The sequence below is a fragment of the Novosphingobium sp. PASSN1 genome, assembly GCF_002278815.1.
In genome coordinates this window covers 453,396-468,181 of record NZ_NKIS01000002.1, presented here as the reverse complement: position 1 = coordinate 468,181, position 14,786 = coordinate 453,396, and the positions used below count along the sequence as shown (strand labels likewise).

The following is a 14,786-nucleotide window of genomic DNA, read 5'->3' as shown; positions in this document are numbered from 1 at the left end:
CCCTATGAGACCGGAATGCATAGTATCTCGGCCTCTGACGGGGCATCTGCTGCCGGGCACGCAGCCTCTGAACCTGCCTCGGGGCTATCGCTTGGTGAAGGCGAAGCCGCCGAACTTTTTGCGCTCCCGGCCGGCAAGTCCGCGAAACGAATCGTCGTCGCCATGTCTGGCGGGGTCGACAGCTCGGTCGTTGCCGGGATCGCGGCAAGGAGCGGTGCCGAAGTCATTGGCGTCACGCTTCAGCTTTATGATTATGGCGCTGCGACCGGACGCAAGGGCGCGTGCTGCGCCGGTGACGACATCCGCGATGCCCGTGCTGTCGCCGACCGGTTGGGCATAGCGCACTACGTATTCGACCATGAGTCGCGCTTCCGCGAAGATGTCGTCGATCGTTTCGCTGACGACTATCTTGCCGGACGGACTCCGATCCCGTGCATCCGCTGCAACATGGGACCCAAGTTTACCGACTTGCTCAACATGGCACGCGACCTTGGTGCGGACTGCCTCGCAACAGGGCACTATGTGCAGCGGATTGTGGCAGCGCATGGTCCCGAGCTTCACCGCGCGATCGATCCAGCGCGCGACCAGTCATACTTCCTCTACGGCACCAACGAGGAACAGCTCGCGTTTCTCCGCTTTCCGCTGGGCAGCCTGCCCAAGCCGGAAGTGCGCGCCATGGCGGCGGCGCTGGGCCTTGGTGTAGCTGCCAAGCCGGACAGCCAGGACATCTGCTTTGTGCCCGATGGCGATTATGCCGCGATCGTCACGAAGATGCGGCCGGAAGGTTCTGCACCGGGCGAAATCGTTCATGCTGCCAGCGGCGAAGTTCTGGGCACCCATCGCGGGGTGATCCATTACACGGTCGGACAGCGTCGCGGGCTTGAGATCGGCGGACAGAGCGAGCCACTCTATGTCACCGCACTCGATGCACCAGCCCGGCGCGTTCTGGTCGGCCCCAAGGCCATGCTCGCCGTCAGTGCTGCGCGGCTGGGTGATACGAACCGGATCGGGCCAATGTCTGAAGATGTCATGCTCACCGCCAAGGTCCGGTCGCTGGCCAAGCCTGTGCCGATCACGATCGAAGGTGGGTTGGGCGGCGGGGCTTCGTGCACCATCCGCTTCAATCAGGCAGAATTCGGCGTGGCGCCGGGACAGGCAGCGGTTATCTATGCCGGAGAGCGCGTGGTTGGCGGCGGCTGGATCGAAGAAACGGTGCCCTGGACCGACGCGCCATAGCGCGTCAGTCGTTCCACGGCTCCAGCACGCAGCCCCAACCTTCGCGATATGTTGCCGTCTGCCGGGCAATCAGCGGGAACCGCGCGGTCACGCTGCGGGCGGAAGGATCTTCCGACAGGGTGATGAGCTGCATCCCCGGCTCGAAATCCTTGCGGCAATCGCCTATCGGCCGACCGCCGACGAAGCGGCACGAGCAGGCCACCCGAGCCCCGTAGGACACGCCGGTCACCGCGTAGCCACGCACTTGCGGCCAGACGAACACCCCTGCCCCAACCAGAACGGCGATCACGATCAGGGCCCAGAACAGACGGCCACGGCGCGGTTGGCCACGTTGGGAAGCAAGTTTCGGGAATGCAGCCGGTTTCGCCATTGCAATGCCAGGTCGATCTGGAGAAAAGCTGGCCGCCACATGGCCCGCTACTTTCTTGCCCTTATCGCTCCGCTCGCGCTTGTGCCAGCCCTCATCAGCTGCAGCCCTGCCGCGCCGCCTGCACCTCCGCCGCTGCCCGCCGAGGCACTGAAGGCGGTGGTCAAAGATCCTGGCGTGCCGCGTGAAGAGCTTGCGCGGCGAGTCGATAGGCTCTTCAGCGAAGAAGATGAGTCAGAAACCCGCGCTGTTGTCGTGATGCAGGGCGGGCGCGTGCTCGCCGAACGCTATGCCTCCGGCTATCACGAGAATACCCGGTTCGTGAGCTGGTCGATGGCCAAGTCGATCACCGGTGTAATGATCGGGATGCTCATTTCGGATGGCAGGCTGCGGCTGGACGAATCGGCACCGATCCCGGCTTGGCAGCGCCCGGGCGATCCGCGCGGCGAAATCACGCTGCGCCAACTTCTCCAAATGCGTTCGGGCCTGCGCCATGGCGAGGCCATCTCACCGCCCTGGAAATCGGACGAAGTGCGCATGCTGTTCCTCGATGGGCGCGGCGACATGGCCCGCTATGCGGAGGACCAGCCCCTGCAGTACGAGGCAGGCCGCAAGTGGGTCTATTCGAGTGCGACCAGCGTGATCCTGGCCGATCTGGCGGCGCGCGTGCTGGCACCGGCCCCCGATCCGGAAAGCCGCCGCCGGGCCGTTTCGGAATACCTGCGCACGCGCCTGTTCGAACCGATCGGCATGCGCTCGATGCTCCCAGAGTTCGACGCTTCGGGCACGCTGATCGGCGGCAGCCTGATCCACGGCACAGCGCGGGATTGGGCCCGATTTGGCGAATTCCTGCGCAATCGCGGTGCGGTGGCCGGGGCGCAGCTGGTGCCGCGGCAATGGATCGACTTCATGGTAACGCCTTCCCCGCGCGAGGCACAGTATGGGGCACAGATCTGGCTCAATCGCACGCCGACCAGCGGCAAGCCCGCCCTGTTTCCGGATCGTGGCCCCCGCGATCTGTTCGCCTGCCTCGGCCATCTCGGGCAATATGTGCTGGTATCGCCCTCGCGGCGGCTGGTCGTGGTCCGGTTGGGCAAGACGCAGGAGGATCGGCTTGATCCCGTTACGGCGCGGCTGGGCGAACTTGTGGCGATGTTTCCGTCAGGCGCCTGAAACTGCCGGATTCGAAGAAGGGCCGCCTTGCACCCGCAGTGCCGGGCTTGAGCCATCGGGCGCGGGCGCAAGCAGATCGTGCGAGCCGAGAGCGGCCTCATCGACGTGGCCATCGGGATCCGGGTGAATCAGGATTTCCACACCGGGAAACGCTTCGAGCAGCTTGTCCTCGATCTCGTCCATCACCCGGTGCGCTTCGGTCACCGTCATGCGGCCATCGACCCAGACGTGGAACTGCACGAAATCGCGGTTGCCGCTGGTGCGGGTGCGCAAATCATGCAGGCCCTTGAGTTCGGAGTGCTCAGCCACGACCGCCAGGAAACGCTCGCGCTTTTCGAGCGGCCATTCGTGATCCATCAACTGCTCGATTGCCGCCTGCGATGCGCTCCACGCGCCCCAACCGAGCCAGAGCGCAATGCCGAATGCGAACACGGCGTCCGCACCTGAAAGCCCGAGCCAGTGATCGAGCGCCAGCGCTGCGATGACCGCGAGGTTGAGCACGAGGTCGGACGAATAGTGGAGGTTGTCCGTGGCGATCGCGAGGCTCCCGGTCGCCCGGATCACCCGGCGCTGATAGCCGAGCAACAGGAACGTTGCACCAATCGCGACAAGCGAAACCACCATGCCAGCTTCCGCATCGGCAGGGCGTCCGCCACCAAGGAACTCCTCGACCGCACGCCACGCCAGACCAAGCGCAGAAAACGAGATCAGCACGACCTGGAACATCGCCGCGAGCGCCTCGGCCTTGCCGTGGCCGAAGCGGTGGTTGGCATCAGCGGGCTGTGCGCCGATCCACACGCCGAGCAAAGTCGCCAGACTGGCGACCAGATCGAGCCCGGTATCGGCAAGGCTGCCGAGCATCGCGGTGGAGCCGGTGGTGACGACGGCATAGCCCTTCATCCCCAGCAGCAGCGACGCCACGGCGATGCTGGCGTAGGCCGCCCGGCGATTGAGATCGCCGTGATCAGGGCTGCGGGTCATATCCATCCTGAAACCTTGCTATTGCTCAGGGATAGAGCAGCGAACTGGTCCATCCGCTGCTGTCGATGTGCGTAAAGCGGCGACGTTCGTGGAGGCGGAATTCCCGATCCTGCCAGAACTCGATCGCATGGGGCGTAACGCGGTATCCCGACCAATGCGCAGGGCGCGGGATGGATCCATCGGGATACTGCGCGCGGAGAGCTTCCACCCGCTCCATATAGACATCACGCGAAGGCAGCGGGCGCGATTGGTCCGAAGCTGCCGAGCCGAACCGCGATTCAGGATGGCGGCTGGCGAAATAGGCATCAGCCTCATCCGGTGTCACTTCCTTGATCGTACCTTCGATCCGCACCTGCCGGCGCAGGCTCTTCCAGTGAAACAGCAGCGCGACCTGCGGATTGGCCGCCAGCTCACCGCCCTTGCGGCTTTCGAAGTTCGTGTAGAACACAAAGCCATCAGGGCCATGGCCCTTGAGCAGGACCATGCGCACCGAAGGCGCAGCACCGGGGGTGGCTGTCGCGAGTGCCATGGCGTTCGGATCGTTGGGCTCGCTGGCCCTGGCTTCGGCGAACCAGGTTTCGAAAATGGCGAAGGGGTCGGACGCGGGAATGGCGTACTCGTTCGTATCGGTGGCCATGGCTGGGGTCCTGCCTGTTCCTGATTACACACCATGTGTCGCGGTTCGCCCTAGCCCAGTGCAACCCTGGTGCAAAGCGAGCCTTGCGGGTTAGCCGGTGCGACCCTAGCTAGAGGATATGGCAGACCCTTATTCCATCCTCGGCGTACCCCGCACGGCTAGCGAAAAGGACATCAAGTCCGCCTATCGCACGCTGGCCAAGGAACTGCACCCCGATCGCAACGCCGGAAAGCCCAACGCGGCGGAACGCTTCGCCGAGGTGACGCAAGCCTATGACCTGCTGTCCGACAAGGACAAGCGCGCCCGGTTCGATCGCGGCGAAATCGATGCAGAGGGCAATCCTGCTGGCCCCTTCGGGTTCGGCGGCGGCGGCGGCGCGGGTGGTGGATTTGGCGGGGCGCAGCGCGGCTATCGGCACGACGGGTTTGAGGGCTTCGGCCAGGGCGGCAGTGAAGGTGTTGACCTGGGCGACATTTTCGAAGGCCTGTTTGGAGGACGTGGCGGCATGGGCGGCGGTGCCGGACCAGGGGCGCGCAGGCGTCAGGCACCACGCGGCGCCAACGTGACATACACTCTCAAAGTCCCTTTCAACGAAGCCGCCCGGCGCGAGCCACAGCGCGTGACGCTGGCCGATGGCAAGACCATCGACCTCAAGCTTCCGGCAGGGCTGATGGATGGGCAACAAGTTCGCCTCGGTGGCAAAGGTGAAGCTGGCCCGGGCGGGTTTGGGGATGCGATCGTGACAATCGAGATCCAGCCCAGCCCGTATTTCGAGCGCGAGGGAGATAACATTCGGCTTGAAGTGCCAATCAGCCTCGACGAAGCGATCTCGGGTGCTAAAGTGCGCATACCGACTGTTGAAGGGGCGGTGATGATGACCATCGCCCAGGGCAGCACCAGCGGCAAGACGCTGCGACTCAAGGGCCGCGGCTTCACGCGCAAGAATGGCGAGCGCGGGGATCAGCTGGTCACCCTGATGGTGGATGTTCCCGCCGAGGATGCCGATCTCAAGGCGCGCCTCGACGGCTGGCGCGACAGCCGCGACCTGCGCGCCCGCTTCGGGGTCTAGCACATTGGTCGGCGACGCCCCCTCCCCCGGATGCCGCCCGGCCCCGCCGAACACCCATGAACCCCCTGACTGATCTTTCACCTGAGGCGCGGCGGCGGGCCGCTTTGGCGCAACGACCGGGCACCGCCGGCGCAGGCGGTCGCCGCGCGCTGGAACTCCGTTCGCGGGAAGTGCTGCGCCGTGTGTGGACCGGCGTGATCCATGACGGCACGATCCATGCGGGCAACTTCGCCTACATGGTGCTCATCGCGCTGTTTCCGTTTTTCATCACCGGCGCAGCACTGTTTTCTCTGGTCGGCGAGGCGAATGACCGGACCGCAGCGGTCAACACAGTGCTGATGGCGCTGCCGCCTGTTGTTGCCAACGTGCTGTCGCCGGTTGCCCACGCCGTGATTGAAGCGCGAACCGGCGGACTGCTGTGGATTGGTGGCCTCGTGGGCCTCTGGACAGTCGGCAGTCTGGTCGAGACGATCCGCGATATCCTGCGCCGCGCCTATGGGACAGGGATGGCGTATGCATTCTGGCGCTACCGATTGATGTCGACCGGTCTCATCATCGCCTCGGTCGTACTCATCCTGCTCTCGATTGCGGCTCAGGTTGTGATCGGGACGGTCATGGAAACGGTCACCACGTTCCTGCCGCGAGCAACCAGCTTGATCGACACGCTGGCGCTATCGCGCATCATACCGGCGTTTGTCCTGTTCGGCTCGCTGTGGCTGCTGTTCATCTCGCTGACCCCGGGCGCCTACAGTTCCAGAATCTACCCGAAATGGCCGGGCGCCCTCTTCGTCACGCTTTGGTGGCTGATCGTCACCACGGTGCTGCCCAAGCTGCTGAGACATCTTTTTATGTATGATCTGACGTATGGCAGCCTGGCCGGTGTGATGATCGCGCTTTTCTTTTTTTGGCTGATTGGCCTAGGGATGGTTGTAGGAGCCGAACTCAACGCTGCCTTGGCGGAAACGCCCGAGGAACAGGATGTGGTAGGCCAGGCAGACGACCGGACGCGCGCGAGGAAACAGCGCGAGGCCGGGCATATGCAACGGGACCAGTGAAGCAAGAGGTCGCATGACGGGACTAATGGAAGGAAAGCGCGGCCTGATCATGGGTCTCGCAAATGACAAGTCGCTCGCATGGGGTATTGCCCGGAAGTTGCGTGAACAGGGTGCGGAGCTCGCATTTTCCTATCAGGGTGAGGCGCTCGAGAAGCGTGTTCGCCCGCTCGCGGCAAGCCTCGACAGCGATTTCCTCATCGAATGCGATGTGTCTGACATGGCCGCGCTTGATACTGCGTTTGATACGCTGGCGGCGCGCTGGCCGACGATCGACTTTCTGGTCCATGCGATCGGATTTTCGGACAAGAACGAGCTGCGCGGCAAGTTCATGGACACGTCATTGGACAACTTCCTGATGACCATGAATATTTCGGTCTTCAGCATGGTGGCCGTCACCCGCCGTGCCGCTGCGATGATGCCCGTGGCTAACGATGAAAACGGCGTAGTGACCGGCGGCGGCTCGATCCTGACGCTGACGTACTACGGTGCCGAGAAGGTCGTGCCGCACTACAACGTGATGGGCGTAGCGAAGGCGGCGCTTGAGGCCAGCGTGCGCTATCTGGCGAACGATTGCGGGCCGCAGGGCATCAGGGTCAACGCACTGTCAGCCGGACCGATCAAGACACTTGCAGCCAGCGGAATCGGCGATTTTCGCTATATCCTCAAGTGGAACGAGCTCAACGCGCCGCTGCGCCGCAATGTCACGATCGACGATGTCGGCGGAGCCGGGCTCTACCTGCTTTCAGATCTGGCTTCCGGTGTGACCGGCGAAGTACACCACGTCGATTCCGGTTACCATACCGTGGGCATGAAGCAGGAAGACGCCCCGGATATCGCCCTGGGCTGAGAAGCCGTCAGGGCTGAGGGGGCGCTGCCAAGGGGGCGGCGGGAGCGGACGTCGCTGCTGTTGGCGGCGCGGCTTCGGCATCCCGCTCGCGCTTCAGCCGTGCCTCGTACTCCTTTTCGAGCACTTCGACCCGGGCCTGCTCGGCTGCAGTGTCTGCGTCGATCGTCTGAAGGCGCCGCGCGCGCTCTTCCTCGATCAACTTGCCGAACTGCACATCGCTGGCCTGCTTCTTTTCCGAATAAGCGCTGTTGATGAGCTGCGCCATGCAGCCGGTTGCGCCGCCAGCGCCGATGGGTGAGCACGAATTCACGCCCGTTGCACCAACGGTCTCGTAAGCCTTCACCCGCTGGGTCCAGCCCTGGTTGACCGAAGCGTTGGGGTTGTCACGCAGAGGCTTGGGAATGCGGAACCGCTCCTCCTCATCCTTGCGGGCGCAGACGGTGATGGCCCCGTCCGTTGATGCCGGACACGGATCATCGCCATAGACGATCAGCTGGTTGATCTTTTCGGCCGGGTTTTCCTGCGCCTGCACTGCGGCTGGAAGCACCGTGGCAAGCACCGCGGCGAAAAGTGCGGCTGCGGTGGATGAGCGTTTCATTGCAAGGGCTCCAGCTGGGATCGGGCGCTTTGATATAAGGCTTGGGCGGGGTGAACGATAGCTGAAGTGGATGCCTTGCGGTGGATCAACCCAAGCGCAATCAGATGCGCTTGGATACGGCAATCGCCACCCGGCAACCCATGCGGATTGCATTGAAGAGAAGCGGATAGGCCGGTGCCCGCTCTGCGCCGGAGGCCAGCGCGGTGTCGCGATGTTCGCGTTCATCATCGCGGAATTCACGAATCATCCCGGCCAGCTCCGGGTCCTCGTCGCCCAATACCTCGAGTTGCTCGGTATAGTGGCGGTCGATCTCGGTCTCGATCGCAGCGGTGCAGGCCATAGCCGCCTCAGGCCCGATCAGCGCGGTTGCTGCGCCAAGTGCAAATCCTGCTGCCGACCAGACCGGCTGCAATATCGTGGGGCGCACCCCGCGCTGCACGAGCAACGCATCGAAACGCTCCCGGTGCGCTGCTTCCTGCTGGGCCATCGCCGCGATCTCACCCGAAAGCGGAGAACGATCGCCCATAACCGCCAACTGCCCCGCATAGATCCGGATCGCACCGAATTCGCCAGCCTGATTGACTCGCAGCATCGCCTCGCGCGTTTCCGTCATCGTCCCGATCCTTTGCCGCCACGGCCGAGCACCACCAGAACAAGCGTGGCGCTGGCAACCGAAATCACAAAATTAAACCCCGCCAGGCTCACGCCAAACAATGTCCAGGCGGGCGTATCGCAGCGGATGAGCGGGGCATTCATGATCGACGCAAGTGGATCATTGCCAAGGGTGGTGGACGAACACGCCGTCAGCCCTTGCCACCAGCCGTACTCGACGCCGGCATGAAAGGCACCGATCAGGCCGCTGATCGCAATCGCCAGCGCCGCAAGCCGGACCAGTGCTTCACCCATCCGGGTCCGGCGCATTGCCAAAGCGCTTGCGGCCAGCGCGATGGCGGCAAAATGCGGGTAACGCTGCCACCAGCACATCTCGCACGGCGCAAGGCCAAAGCCATATTGCGCCACATAAACTGCCAGGATCAATCCGGCTGGCACGGCGAGCGCAACCAGATAGGCCTTGTCTGCGGAAATGTCTTCCAACTTGGTCATGATTTCAGGGCTTGCGTGCGGCCAGCGCCTGAGGCGTGGTCCGCCCCAACGTCTGCATAGCGTAGTACAGCTGGAAGTCGTCGATGCCTTTGGCCTTGAGTTCCTCAGGCGTCATCTTGAAACGCGGATCCTGGACCTTGTCGCGTTCCAGATCCTTGTCATCCTTGATCTCGTTGATCAGATGCCCGCGCAGGTCGCTTTCGCGATAGAACTTCTGAGCGCGCTTGCGCAGATCGGGATCCGAAATCTGCGGCACGGCGATATCCGGATCGATACCACCCTCCTGCACCGAACGCCCGGAAGGCGTGTAGTATCGAGCGGTCGTGAGCTTCAGGGCCGTGTCACGCGTCAGCGGCATGAGCGTTTGCACGCTACCCTTGCCGAAGCTGCGCTGGCCCATCAGCACAGCGCGGTGCTGATCCTGCAGCGCCCCGGCGACAATCTCTGACGCCGAAGCCGAACCTTCGTTGATCAATACGATCAACGGAACGCCCTTGGCGATATCACCCCGGGTCATCGATTCGGCAGAATAAGTCTCGTTATCGCGCGGATAGCGGCCGCGCTGCGAGACGATCACGCCGTGATCAAGGAACAGATCGGACAGCGCGACCGCCTGATCGAGCAAGCCCCCCGGATTGCCTCGAAGATCCAGCACCAATCCTTTGATGCGGCCTCCAGCCTTGGTCTTGATCTGCTGGAATGCATCGAGCACTTCACTGCCCACGTTGGCACTGAAGCTGGAAACCGAAATCACGCCGACATTGCCCTCAACCTTCCAGTCGACAGGCTTGAGTTCGATGATCTGGCGCGTGATCTTAACATCAATCGGTTCATCGCGGCCCGAACGGAACAAGGTCAGGCTGATCGTCGTGCCCGGTGCACCGCGCATCTGGTCCACGGCTTCATCGAGTGTGCCGCCATAGATCAGCTTACCGTTGATGTGCGTGATGTAGTCACCCGCCTTGACCCCGGCGGCATCAGCGGGGCTGCCTTTGGTCGGGGCAATGACCTTGACCGCACCGTCATCCATGGTGACGGAAAGGCCGAGACCGCCGTAGGAGCCATCGGTCTGCGTGCGCAGGTTCTCGAAATCGCGGGCATCGAGATAGGAACTGTGGGGATCTAGCGCCGCAAGCATCCCGTTGATCGCGCCCTTGATCAGCTTGTCGTCATCCACCGGCTCGACATAGCTCGTCTTGATCCGCTCGTAGACCGCCATGAGCTTGCTGAACTCCGGGCCTGACCGGGCATCGACGGCGGCGAGCCCGGCAGTTGCCACCGGGATGAGCGCAACCGCGCTGACGAGCGCAGCGGCGCGAAACAGAGAAGCGAACTTGAACGACATGACCGTCTTTCGGCAGAGAGTGCAGAGCCTTGAAGCTGCTTCTATAGGGCCGGGACAATTAACGCCAGATGGGCCCGCGCCATGCAAAAAGGGCAATCACGGGACGGCTAGGGCCAGCGGGTTGACCGGCGTCCCGTCCTTGCGCAATTCGATCGTCACGGTAGGCCGACCGGGACCAGCCAGTCCAATCGGCGAGCCTTGAACAACGCGCGCCGTCACCGCGACATTCAGCCGACCAAGATTGGTAACCAGCGAGGTCCAGCCGCCATCGTGATCAATGATCACGATGCGCCCGTAACCACGGTAATCGCCCGCAAACGCGACTCTGCCGGCAGCTGGCGCAATCACCTGCGCTCCAGCTGCGGGAGCAAGCGTAACGCCCATTGCGCGCGCACTGCCAACCGCATCGCCAAAGCCGGAGATGATGCGGCCGCTCACCGGCATGATCCATGACAGCCCGGCCCCCGATATCTGAGCCGGTGCCGCTTCATCGATAACCAGCAACGAACCGGGGCGATCGGGCCTTGGTACTGGCCCAGGCAGTGCCGCCAATTGGCTGCGCAACGCCCCATCCGCGCGCAAACGCTCGATCAGTGCGGTGATATCGCGGGCGTCTTCAGCCAAGGCCAAAGCTCGATCGGCTTCCCGGCTGGCGATGCCTTGCGCACTACGCGAAGCAATGCGCTGGCGGCTTTCCAGTGCCGCAAGTTGTTGTCGGCGTTGATCAAGCGCCTGCTCGCTCGCCTTGAGATCGCGTGCGGCACGCCGTGCTCTGTCCTGCAATTGCCGCCCCCGCTCAATCTCGGACCGAAGACCGGCGGTACGGCGCTGGACTTCAGGCAGCATCGTCTCAAGCACTGCGCGCAAGTAGACCGTCTCACGCAAGGTATCTGCACGCATCAGGCTGAATACAAGCGGGCGGCGAGACATTAGCTGCAAGGCGGCGGTGAGGCGCACGACAGGCTCCTGCCGCGCGGCAATACGCAGACGCAAGGCCGCACGCTGCCGGTCGATCGCCGCAATTTGCGCCTGTGCGAGCAGGATCTCGGCCTCGGATTGCTGGATGCGCGCCGCCACTGCCGCCGCTTCACTGGCAGTTCGATCTGCAGCTGCCGTTGCGCGGCGAGCGGCGTCCTCAAGTGCGTCACCGCGTTGCCGCGCCTCTGCCAATGCCCTTGTCGCCGCACGCAGGGCGTCGCCAGCCTGATCGGCGCTTTCAAATGGCGCATCCTGCGCGAGGCTCTGCCAACCCGCCAAGCCAACGAGCGCCAAGGTAATGGCAAAGAACGCCTTCTGCGACGTCATGACTTTAGCCATCGCGATGATAAGGGTGGCCGGAGAGGATGCTCGTCGCACGCCAGAGTTGTTCGACGAGCATCGCGCGAGCAAGCATGTGCGGCCAGGTGGCGGCCCCAAAAGCAAGCAGGACATCAGCCTTCTCTCTCAGCTCTGCGTCATGGCCATCGGCCGCTCCGATGAGGAAGCGCGCTTCGCGCACGCCATCATCGCGCCAACGGCCAAGGAGGGCAGCAAAGGCAGTCGAGGTCAGTTGCTCGCCGCGTTCATCGAGTGCCACAACGCGGCAAGGGGTTGGCGCAGGAGGCGGAAATGTTCCGCCGCGGTCCGGCAATTCGGTGACCTTGAAGCCCCACGAAATACGCCGTGCATAGCGTTCAACCAGCTCGGCTTCAGGCGAGCGGCCAATCTTTCCGCGGGCGATCACGTGCAACTGCATGGCTTCGCCCTAGCGCAGAATGGCGACGCAATGAATCCCTGCCTACCCGGACCTGTGGAGCGAAACAGCAAACGTCAGGCTGCACCCTGATCGCCAAAAGCCCACATCCGCTCAAGGTTGTAGAAACTGCGCACTTCGGGCCTGAACACGTGAACGACGATATCGCCAGCATCAATCAAAACCCAGTCCGCCGCTGGCAAACCTTCGATGCGGACGTGGCCAAACCCGCCTTGCTTGATGCGCTCCGCCAGCTTCTGCGCCATTGCGGCAACCTGACGGGTCGATCGGCCCGAAGCGATCACCATGTGATCGGCAACAGAGCTCTTGCCCTCAAGCGGGATAGCCACGACTTCCTGCGCCTGATCATCGTCAAGTGAACGTAGCACCAGATCGAGCAGCGAGCCGGGCTCCGCCGAAAGCGGGGCAGAAGCGGAACTGGGGGTGGTGCCGGCATCGGCCGGCAGGGGCTGTATGCTTGTCATGGGCGTGCAATTGGTCTCCGTGGCTGACAATCTGATGACTTCCGGTTCAAGATGAGTGGCATGCTCATCGCATTGCTGCCTTTGGTGCAGCCGCCGCAATGAGGCGATGGGTCAGCATGTCATGCTGTGAGGTGCGTTCATAGCGACGATACCACTCCGGATCGGCGGCGCGGATGGCCGTGGCCGATCGGGCATCAGGATCGAAACGCAATATGACCAGCGCCGGGGCGCTCCGCTTTGCGCCGATCAAATTCTGGCTGTGCCGCCGACGCCAGCGGTGCAGCCAAGCCATGGCAGGGCTCGCCATCGCCTTTGCATCATACCCCGGACGAGCCACAACAGCAATCGGCATCTCATACGCAATGCGGCGCCATCCGCGCCAGCGATGGAACTGCGCAAGATTGTCTGTTCCCATCAACCACACGAAGCGGCGACGGGGATAACGACGCTTCAACTGCCGCAAGGTATCGATGGTGTAGCGCGTTCCCAGCTCCGCCTCGATCGCGGTGACCCGGATCGGGGCACGACGCGCCATTTGGCGGGCCGAAGCATACCGTGCAGGCAAAGGCGCCATACCGGCGGCTGGCTTGAGCACATTGCCGGGCGATACCAACCACCATACTTCGTCCAGCGCGAGTGCATCACGCACAAACAGACTGATCCGGCGATGCGCACCATGCGCCGGATTGAAGCTGCCGCCGAGCAGTCCGGTAAGGACAGGTTTCAGGGGCGGACCTGCCCGGAACCCAGGACCAGCCACTTGTAAGTGGTCAAACCCTCCAAAGCGACTGGCCCACGTGCGTGCAATCGCCCTGTGGCAATGCCGATTTCGGCCCCCAATCCGAATTCACCGCCATCGGCAAACTGGCTGGAAGCGTTGTGCATCACGATGGCGCTATCGACTTCGGACAGGAACCGCGCAGCTGCATCCGAATCATCGGTCACGATCGCATCGGTATGCCCGGAGGCATGCGTCGCGATATGCGACAGCGCGCCGTCAAGGCCATCGACCACTGCCACCGAAAGAACGGCATCGAGATATTCGGTATCCCAGTCGTCCGCATCGGCAGGTGCAATGCGGAAGTCGATGGCGCAAGCCCGCGCATCGCCGCGCAGTTCGCACCCCGCATCGAGCAAGGGTGCGACCAGCCCCTGCGGATCGGGAAACAAGGCGTCCACCAGCAGGGTTTCCATGGCCCCGCATACGCCCGTGCGGCGCATTTTCGCGTTGAGGGCAATGTCCCGCGCCATGGCCGGATCAGCGGCCCGATCAACGAACGTGTGGTTGATCCCGTCGAGATGCGCGAGCACCGGCACCCGGGCATCGGCCTGCACCCGCGCCACGAGGCTCTTGCCACCGCGCGGTACGATCATGTCGATCAGCCCGGCAGCGGCCAGCATCGCGCCGACCGCGGCACGGTCCTGCGTTGGCATCAGTTGCACGGCTGCAGCAGGCACCCCGCCCGCCACCAGTCCTGCAACCAAGGCGGAATGGATCGCGCTGTTGGATCGAACCGCTTCACTCCCGCCGCGCAGCAAAGCGGCATTGCCAGAACGCACGCACAACGCAGCAGCATCTGCGGTCACGTTCGGGCGGCTTTCGTAAATGATTCCGATCAGACCGATCGGTACGCGCACCCGGCGCAGCGTCATGCCGTTGGGCCGATGGGTCTCGTCCATCACCTGTCCGACGGGATCATCGAGCGAAGCGACCTGCGCAACCGTAGCAGCAATGGCCTCGATTCGCGCAGAATCGAGCTTGAGCCGGTCAACCATAGCTGAAGACAGGCCTGCAGCCACGCCATCAGCGACATCCTGTGCATTGGCCTCCAGAATGATAGGCGCCGCATCCCGCAACGCTTCAGCTGCGAAGCGCAATGCACTGGCCCGCGCCTCGGACGTCATCCGGGCAAGCTCACGCTGGGCGGCACGGCCTTCGCGAGCAAGTCTTTCAACAACAGCGGCAACATCGCCTATCGCGCCGCGCGCGGGGATGACTGCATCAGCGGAAACGGGAGAAACGAGAGTGTTCATGGCCCGCCAATACCAGCGCGCGTTTAAACTGTCAGCCTGAATGCCCAGCGAGTCGTCAATACTGGCTTCTGACCGCCAACGCAGCCCCCGATTCGCAAGGGAAAATCCTGCGGTAAATCACGA

Annotated in this window: 17 protein-coding genes; 5 read left to right on the top strand and 12 right to left on the bottom strand. The window is 63.3% G+C overall.

Annotated elements, in window-relative coordinates:
• Positions 1–15: 15 nt before the first annotated feature.
• A complete protein-coding gene (mnmA, locus tag CFE35_RS05085) occupies positions 16–1,236 on the top strand; it encodes a tRNA 2-thiouridine(34) synthase MnmA (RefSeq protein ID WP_292928571.1) in 1,221 nt (406 codons plus the stop codon).
• Positions 1,237–1,240: 4 nt separating this feature from the next.
• Here the strand turns inward: mnmA and CFE35_RS05080 are convergent, their stop codons facing one another.
• Positions 1,241–1,525 carry a hypothetical protein gene (locus tag CFE35_RS05080; protein ID WP_366557114.1) on the bottom strand — a complete coding sequence of 95 codons (285 nt, stop codon included), beginning with the start codon at positions 1,523–1,525 and terminating at the stop codon, positions 1,241–1,243.
• 120 nt (positions 1,526–1,645) lie between these two features.
• Between CFE35_RS05080 and CFE35_RS05075 the strand changes: the two genes are divergently transcribed.
• Complete coding sequence (locus CFE35_RS05075) at positions 1,646–2,776, top strand: serine hydrolase (RefSeq protein WP_292928569.1); 1,131 nt, start codon at positions 1,646–1,648, stop codon at positions 2,774–2,776.
• Here the strand turns inward: CFE35_RS05075 and CFE35_RS05070 are convergent.
• Positions 2,765–3,763, bottom strand: a complete 999-nt coding sequence (locus CFE35_RS05070; RefSeq protein ID WP_292928567.1) for a cation diffusion facilitator family transporter — start codon at positions 3,761–3,763, stop codon at positions 2,765–2,767. The two genes, CFE35_RS05075 and CFE35_RS05070, sit on opposite strands and share 12 nt — an antisense overlap.
• A gap of 19 nt (positions 3,764–3,782) precedes the next feature.
• Complete coding sequence (gene pdxH, locus CFE35_RS05065) at positions 3,783–4,394, bottom strand: pyridoxamine 5'-phosphate oxidase (RefSeq protein WP_292928565.1); 612 nt, start codon at positions 4,392–4,394, stop codon at positions 3,783–3,785.
• Between the two features lie 118 nt (positions 4,395–4,512).
• Here pdxH and CFE35_RS05060 point away from each other — a divergent pair, with 118 nt between their 5' ends.
• Genes CFE35_RS05060 through fabI form a run of 3 tightly spaced genes read left to right on the top strand, consistent with a single transcriptional unit; the run spans position 4,513 to position 7,365 of the window.
• The gene (locus CFE35_RS05060) at positions 4,513–5,463 is read left to right on the top strand and encodes a DnaJ C-terminal domain-containing protein (RefSeq protein WP_292928563.1); all 951 of its coding nucleotides are present in this window, start codon (positions 4,513–4,515) and stop codon (positions 5,461–5,463) included.
• A 56-nt stretch (positions 5,464–5,519) separates the two neighbouring features.
• Positions 5,520–6,518, top strand: a complete 999-nt coding sequence (locus CFE35_RS05055; RefSeq protein ID WP_292928561.1) for a YihY/virulence factor BrkB family protein — start codon at positions 5,520–5,522, stop codon at positions 6,516–6,518.
• 13 nt (positions 6,519–6,531) lie between these two features.
• On the top strand, positions 6,532–7,365 hold the full coding sequence (fabI, locus tag CFE35_RS05050; RefSeq protein ID WP_292928559.1) for an enoyl-ACP reductase FabI: 834 nt from the start codon (positions 6,532–6,534) through the stop codon (positions 7,363–7,365).
• Between the two features lie 7 nt (positions 7,366–7,372).
• On the opposite strand, the gene CFE35_RS05045 is transcribed toward fabI, so the two are convergent.
• From CFE35_RS05045 to CFE35_RS05005, 9 genes are all read right to left on the bottom strand, one after another.
• Positions 7,373–7,963, bottom strand: a complete 591-nt coding sequence (locus CFE35_RS05045) for a hypothetical protein (protein WP_292928557.1) — start codon at positions 7,961–7,963, stop codon at positions 7,373–7,375.
• 100 nt (positions 7,964–8,063) lie between these two features.
• Entirely contained in the window at positions 8,064–8,576 is a 513-nt protein-coding gene (locus CFE35_RS05040; protein ID WP_292928555.1) for a demethoxyubiquinone hydroxylase family protein, read from the bottom strand.
• Positions 8,573–9,067 carry a disulfide bond formation protein B gene (locus CFE35_RS05035; RefSeq protein ID WP_292928553.1) on the bottom strand — a complete coding sequence of 165 codons (495 nt, stop codon included), beginning with the start codon at positions 9,065–9,067 and terminating at the stop codon, positions 8,573–8,575. Before CFE35_RS05035 ends, CFE35_RS05040 begins: the two co-directional genes overlap by 4 nt.
• 4 nt (positions 9,068–9,071) lie before the next feature.
• On the bottom strand, positions 9,072–10,412 hold the full coding sequence (locus CFE35_RS05030; protein WP_292928551.1) for a S41 family peptidase: 1,341 nt from the start codon (positions 10,410–10,412) through the stop codon (positions 9,072–9,074).
• 96 nt (positions 10,413–10,508) lie between these two features.
• Positions 10,509–11,717 (bottom strand): peptidoglycan DD-metalloendopeptidase family protein, encoded by a 1,209-nt coding sequence (locus CFE35_RS05025; protein ID WP_292928549.1) that lies wholly within the window; start codon positions 11,715–11,717, stop codon positions 10,509–10,511.
• A 4-nt stretch (positions 11,718–11,721) separates the two neighbouring features.
• Entirely contained in the window at positions 11,722–12,147 is a 426-nt protein-coding gene (locus CFE35_RS05020; protein WP_292928547.1) for a 23S rRNA (pseudouridine(1915)-N(3))-methyltransferase RlmH, read from the bottom strand.
• Between the two features lie 74 nt (positions 12,148–12,221).
• Positions 12,222–12,629, bottom strand: coding sequence for a ribosome silencing factor (gene rsfS / locus CFE35_RS05015; RefSeq protein ID WP_292928545.1), 408 nt, complete (start codon positions 12,627–12,629; stop codon positions 12,222–12,224).
• 64 nt (positions 12,630–12,693) lie between these two features.
• Positions 12,694–13,389, bottom strand: coding sequence for a nicotinate-nucleotide adenylyltransferase (locus CFE35_RS05010; protein WP_292928543.1), 696 nt, complete (start codon positions 13,387–13,389; stop codon positions 12,694–12,696).
• Complete coding sequence (locus tag CFE35_RS05005; RefSeq protein ID WP_292928541.1) at positions 13,353–14,663, bottom strand: glutamate-5-semialdehyde dehydrogenase; 1,311 nt, start codon at positions 14,661–14,663, stop codon at positions 13,353–13,355. Before CFE35_RS05005 ends, CFE35_RS05010 begins: the two co-directional genes overlap by 37 nt.
• Between the last annotated feature and the right edge of the window lie 123 nt (positions 14,664–14,786).

Bases quoted from the DNA above. Each gene is read 5' to 3' on its own strand.
- mnmA (WP_292928571.1), top strand. From the start codon at position 16: ATGCATAGTATCTCGGCCTCTGACGGGGCATCTGCTGCCGGGCACGCA.
- CFE35_RS05075 (WP_292928569.1), top strand. From the start codon at position 1,646: ATGGCCCGCTACTTTCTTGCCCTTATCGCTCCGCTCGCGCTTGTGCCA.
- CFE35_RS05070 (WP_292928567.1), bottom strand. From the start codon at position 3,763: ATGGATATGACCCGCAGCCCTGATCACGGCGATCTCAATCGCCGGGCG.
- pdxH (WP_292928565.1), bottom strand. From the start codon at position 4,394: ATGGCCACCGATACGAACGAGTACGCCATTCCCGCGTCCGACCCCTTC.
- CFE35_RS05060 (WP_292928563.1), top strand. From the start codon at position 4,513: ATGGCAGACCCTTATTCCATCCTCGGCGTACCCCGCACGGCTAGCGAA.
- CFE35_RS05055 (WP_292928561.1), top strand. From the start codon at position 5,520: ATGAACCCCCTGACTGATCTTTCACCTGAGGCGCGGCGGCGGGCCGCT.
- fabI (WP_292928559.1), top strand. From the start codon at position 6,532: ATGACGGGACTAATGGAAGGAAAGCGCGGCCTGATCATGGGTCTCGCA.
- CFE35_RS05045 (WP_292928557.1), bottom strand. From the start codon at position 7,963: ATGAAACGCTCATCCACCGCAGCCGCACTTTTCGCCGCGGTGCTTGCC.
- CFE35_RS05040 (WP_292928555.1), bottom strand. From the start codon at position 8,576: ATGACGGAAACGCGCGAGGCGATGCTGCGAGTCAATCAGGCTGGCGAA.
- CFE35_RS05035 (WP_292928553.1), bottom strand. From the start codon at position 9,067: ATGACCAAGTTGGAAGACATTTCCGCAGACAAGGCCTATCTGGTTGCG.
- CFE35_RS05030 (WP_292928551.1), bottom strand. From the start codon at position 10,412: ATGTCGTTCAAGTTCGCTTCTCTGTTTCGCGCCGCTGCGCTCGTCAGC.
- CFE35_RS05025 (WP_292928549.1), bottom strand. From the start codon at position 11,717: ATGACGTCGCAGAAGGCGTTCTTTGCCATTACCTTGGCGCTCGTTGGC.
- CFE35_RS05020 (WP_292928547.1), bottom strand. From the start codon at position 12,147: ATGCAGTTGCACGTGATCGCCCGCGGAAAGATTGGCCGCTCGCCTGAA.
- rsfS (WP_292928545.1), bottom strand. From the start codon at position 12,629: ATGACAAGCATACAGCCCCTGCCGGCCGATGCCGGCACCACCCCCAGT.
- CFE35_RS05005 (WP_292928541.1), bottom strand. From the start codon at position 14,663: ATGAACACTCTCGTTTCTCCCGTTTCCGCTGATGCAGTCATCCCCGCG.